This is a genomic window from Streptomyces tricolor (assembly GCF_002155905.1).
Taxonomy (GTDB): domain Bacteria; phylum Actinomycetota; class Actinomycetes; order Streptomycetales; family Streptomycetaceae; genus Streptomyces; species Streptomyces tricolor.
This window is the reverse complement of record NZ_MUMF01000080.1, coordinates 1-3,898: the sequence shown is the minus strand read 5'-3', so window position 1 is coordinate 3,898 and position 3,898 is coordinate 1. Positions and strand designations below refer to the sequence as shown.

Genomic DNA, 3,898 nt, shown 5'->3' with positions numbered 1-3,898 from the left:
GCAGGGGACGGGCCGGGTCCTGCAACGCTCGGTGTTCGAGGCCGCTGCCCGGCGAGGGCGGCTGGGGCACGGTGCTGCTCATGGACGGCAACATCGGGATCGGCGGCGACCCGCGCGCCCTGCTGGACCGGGTGGCCCGGCTGTTGGGCCCCGGCGGTCTGCTGATCGCCGAGACGGCCGTGGCGGACGTCGACGAACGGGCCGAGGTGCAGGTCGTCGACGGCACCGACGGCGGAGCGGGACGCGGCGCGGCGGTCGGCGGCGGGGCGTTCCCGTGGGCGCGGCTCGGCACCCCGGCCCTGCTGCGGTACGCGGGCCGGGCGGGCTGGCGGACCGCCGCTCAGTGGTCGGCGGGCGGGCGCCGGTTCGTCGCCCTGCGCGGCCTCCCCCGCTCGCGCCCGCGTGCGAGCGGGCGCACCCGCATCGCCAGCAGCAGCGCCGAGCCGCCGAACAGCACCGCGCTGATCAGCAGCCAGCGGGCCAGGAAGCCGTCCGTCGACAAGCCGGTGGCGGACCGGTAGCGATCCTCGACCATCCCGCTGATCAGCGGGAACCACACGAGCAGGAGCAGCGCGGACAGAGCGGCCGGGACGCGGACGTACAGCACCCCGGCCCGGTGTCCGCCCAGCCCTCGTACGACCGCCCGGTCGGCGAGCGTGTACAGCGGCAGCAGCACCAGGTCGTGCAGCAGGGCCGCCCCCACCAGCCAGAGCGCGACGCCCCGCCAGTCGTCCGCGAACAGCCGCACCCCGGCGTAGCCCGCGAGCGCGAAGGAGCAGGCCAGCAGCAGGATATGGAGGGGGCTGCCGAGGGTCGGGCGCGGGCGCATCACAGGTCTCCGAAGGTCAGCCGGGTGACCCACTTGGTGTTGAGCACACCGGGCGCGGCGGGCACGATGATCCGCGCCGGGTGGCCGTGGTCGGGGGACAGCGTCTCGCCGTTGACGTACAGGGCGAGCAGGGAGCGCGGATCGGCCACCTGGTTGGCGCGCAGGGCGGCGCGGCGGAAGGCGCCGCGCCGCTGGAGCGACTCCACGAACACGTCCGGCGGGTCGCCGTCGTGGCCGACGAGCGCCGCGAGGTCGCGCAGCCGAACCCCGCGCCACCACTGGTCCTGCGTCGACCAGCCCTCGACGCAGGCGATGGGCAACGAGGCGCTGTGCAGCGGCATGCGGAGCAGCTCGGCGCGGCTGAGGCGGACGGTTCCGGTGCGCCCGGTGACGACGAGCCGCCAGGCGTCCTCGTGCGTGTCGGCCGGGGTGATCCCGGCGTACGCGGCCGTCTTGTTGATCTGGAACCCGTTGGGTCCGCCGCCGGGATCGGCCCCGCCGTGCGGCGCGAGCAGGGCCGTACGGCGCAGGGGCCCGCCCAGGCTCTGTCCCACCGTGGTCAGGAACAGCAGCAGCGAGCCGCCGCCGACCAGCCACAGCGCTCCGCGCCGGGAGACGGTGGGCGCGTCGGGGCGCGGGCTGACCAGGTCGCCCTCCTCGCGCCCGAGTCCCCGCAGGTTCCGCAGCGCTGTCGGCGCCTTCAGCACGGCGTGCGCGACGAACGCGGCGAAGAACACCCACGCGCCGTAGAAGTGCAGCGGGTAGAAGGAGCCCGGGAAGACGTAGTCCAGCTGGACGTTGAGCACGCCGGTGGTGAACTCGAACAGCCCGCCGCCGACGAGCAGCAGCAGGGAGATCCGCTCCAGGGCGTGCGCGAGGGAGCGGGCCGGGGGCAGGGCGAACAGCCGGGGCACCACCGACCACAGCTTGGCCAGCAGCACCGGGATCAGGGTGATGCCGAGGGTGACGTGGATGCCCTGGGTGAGCCGGTACAGCCAGACCGGACCGGTCGGCCAGGCGAAGAGGTAGAAGCCCAGGACGCCCTTGTCCGGGGTCTGGTCGTTCACCGGGGACAGGTTCGGGTTGTAGGCCGCGTACGACACCAGCCCGGTCAGGAACAGCACGGTGATGCCGGCGAGCAGCACCGTGCCGAGCACCGAGGTGAACCAGGGGCCGCGCAGCGGGCTGCGCCAGAAGCCGGGCGCGGAGGGGAGTCGCGGGTGGTGGTCTCGCATGCTCCGACGGTAGGCCGGAAGACCACCGTGAGCCGGGCGGCGACCCATGACGAAACGCTGACGTCGAGCCGCCGGTCCGGGCCGTGCGCCCGGTCACCGGCCTAGCGTTCCGGTGTGACCCAGGCTTCCCTCCGTGACCGGTGCGCCGGTCCGCGCGCCGACCTCGCCGCCGCCACCGCCGCCGCCCTGCTCGTGGTGGCCGCCGTGCTCGTCGGCCGGCACCTCCAGGACACCCGCCGCACGCTGTTCGTGCACTGGCCGCCGCTGTTCGCCGACTGGAGCCCGCACCTGGGGCCGGGCACGCCGGCCGCGGTCCTGGTGGCGGGCGCCGTGGTGGCGTACGGGCCGTCCGTCGCCGCCCGGCTGCCGTGGCGGCGGCTGCTGCTCGCGGCCTGGGCCGCGGCGCTGGCCTGGACGTGGTCGCTGGCGCTGGTCGACGGCTGGCGGCGGGGCGTGGCCGGCCGGCTCACCACCCGCAACGAGTACCTCACGGTCATCGGACGCTTCCCGGACATCCCGGCCGCGCTGCGCGACTTCACCCAGCACATCGTGAGCGGCTCCCCGGATCCGTGGCCCGCGCACATCGCCGGGCATCCCCCGGCGGCCACCCTCACCTTCGTCCTGCTGGACCGGATCGGACTGCGCGGCGGCGGCTGGGCCGGTGCCTGGTGCATCACCGTCGGGGCGACCGCCTGTGCGGCGGTGCTGGTGGCGGTGCGGGCCCTGGCCGACGAACGCCTGGCCCGGCGGGCGGCGCCGTTCCTGGTCCTGGCCCCGGCCGCGGTGTGGGTGGGCGCCTCGGCCGACGGGTACTTCGCGGCGGTCGCCGCCTGGTCGGTGGCCCTGACGGCCCTGGCGGTCACCGGGCGGTCGGTGGCGTGGGCGGCGGGCGGCGGACTGCTTTTCGGGCTGACCTGCTACCTCTCCTACGGCCTCACCCTGTTCGCGCTGATCGGGGCGGCGGTGCTGGTGGCGGGGCGGCGCCGGGTCCGCGAGCGACCGGTCCTGCCGCTCCTCTTCCTGGCCGGGGCGGCGGTCGTCCCGGCGGTGTTCACGCTCACCGGGTTCGACTGGTGGGAGGGGTACCGGCTGCTGGTCGTCCGCTATCACCAGGGCGTCGGCGGCACCCGCCCCTACGGCTACTGGGTGTGGGCCAACCTGGCGTGCACGGTGCTGGTCACGGGCGTGGCCACGGCGGCGGGGCTGCGGCGGGCCGGCGCGCTGCTCGTCCGCCGGCGCACGGCGCCCCGGGCCGAGGCGCGTCTCGCGTTCGTCGTGGCGGCGGCGGTGCTCGCCCTGCTGGTCGCGGATCTGTCCGGGATGAGCAAGGCGGAGACGGAGCGCATCTGGCTGCCGTTCGCGATGTGGCTGCTCCCGGCCGGTGCGCTGCTGCCGGGACCGCGCGCCTGGCTCGCCGCGCAGGCGGTGCTCGCGCTCCTGCTGAACCACCTGCTGTTCACCGGGTGGTGACGCGGCGGGCCGGGGAGACAGTCCCGGGACGGCGGAGCAGCCGCGGCCCGCGGTGACCGGGGGCCGCGGCTGCTGTGGCGCACGGCGGTGGGGTGCGCAGCTGCTGTGGCGCACAGCTGTGGGATGTCCAGCTGCTGTGGTGCGCGGCTGCTGTGCTGCGCGGGCGGCCGGGCGCGCCGCCGGCCTGGCCGCGGCGCAGCCCGGCTCGCCGGCCGCGGCGCAGCCCGCCTCGCCGTCGCGGCGCCGCACGCCCCGCCCGTCGCGGCGGCCGGCCGACAGGCCCGGTCACCCCTGGTCGGGGCCTGCCCGGTCCGGCCGGCGCGCCGCGCCCTGGATCAGCCCTCCCGGCCGGACGCCCGGGACC

4 protein-coding genes are annotated in these 3,898 nt (G+C 76.4%); 2 read left to right on the top strand and 2 right to left on the bottom strand.

Annotated elements, in window-relative coordinates; all coding sequences use genetic code 11:
- Positions 1 to 340 precede the first annotated feature (340 nt).
- On the bottom strand, positions 341 to 829 hold the full coding sequence (locus CCN44_RS45465; protein WP_244203892.1) for a hypothetical protein: 489 nt from the start codon (positions 827 to 829) through the stop codon (positions 341 to 343).
- Positions 829 to 2,064: a molybdopterin-dependent oxidoreductase gene (locus tag CCN44_RS06865; protein ID WP_167403949.1), complete on the bottom strand. Its 1,236-nt coding sequence runs from the start codon at positions 2,062 to 2,064 to the stop codon at positions 829 to 831. The genes CCN44_RS45465 and CCN44_RS06865 overlap by 1 nt, the downstream gene beginning before the upstream one ends.
- A gap of 114 nt (positions 2,065 to 2,178) precedes the next feature.
- Here CCN44_RS06865 and CCN44_RS06860 point away from each other — a divergent pair, with 114 nt between their 5' ends.
- A complete protein-coding gene (locus CCN44_RS06860) occupies positions 2,179 to 3,534 on the top strand; it encodes a hypothetical protein (protein WP_086697134.1) in 1,356 nt (451 codons plus the stop codon).
- A gap of 123 nt (positions 3,535 to 3,657) precedes the next feature.
- Positions 3,658 to 3,898: hypothetical protein (locus CCN44_RS45460; RefSeq protein WP_208639721.1), on the top strand; the 241-nt coding region annotated here is incomplete at its 3' end.

Excerpts from the sequence above, each read along its gene's own strand:
- CCN44_RS45465 (WP_244203892.1), bottom strand. The coding sequence starts at position 829 with ATGCGCCCGCGCCCGACCCTCGGCAGCCCCCTCCATATCCTGCTGCTG.
- CCN44_RS06865 (WP_167403949.1), bottom strand. The coding sequence starts at position 2,064 with ATGCGAGACCACCACCCGCGACTCCCCTCCGCGCCCGGCTTCTGGCGC.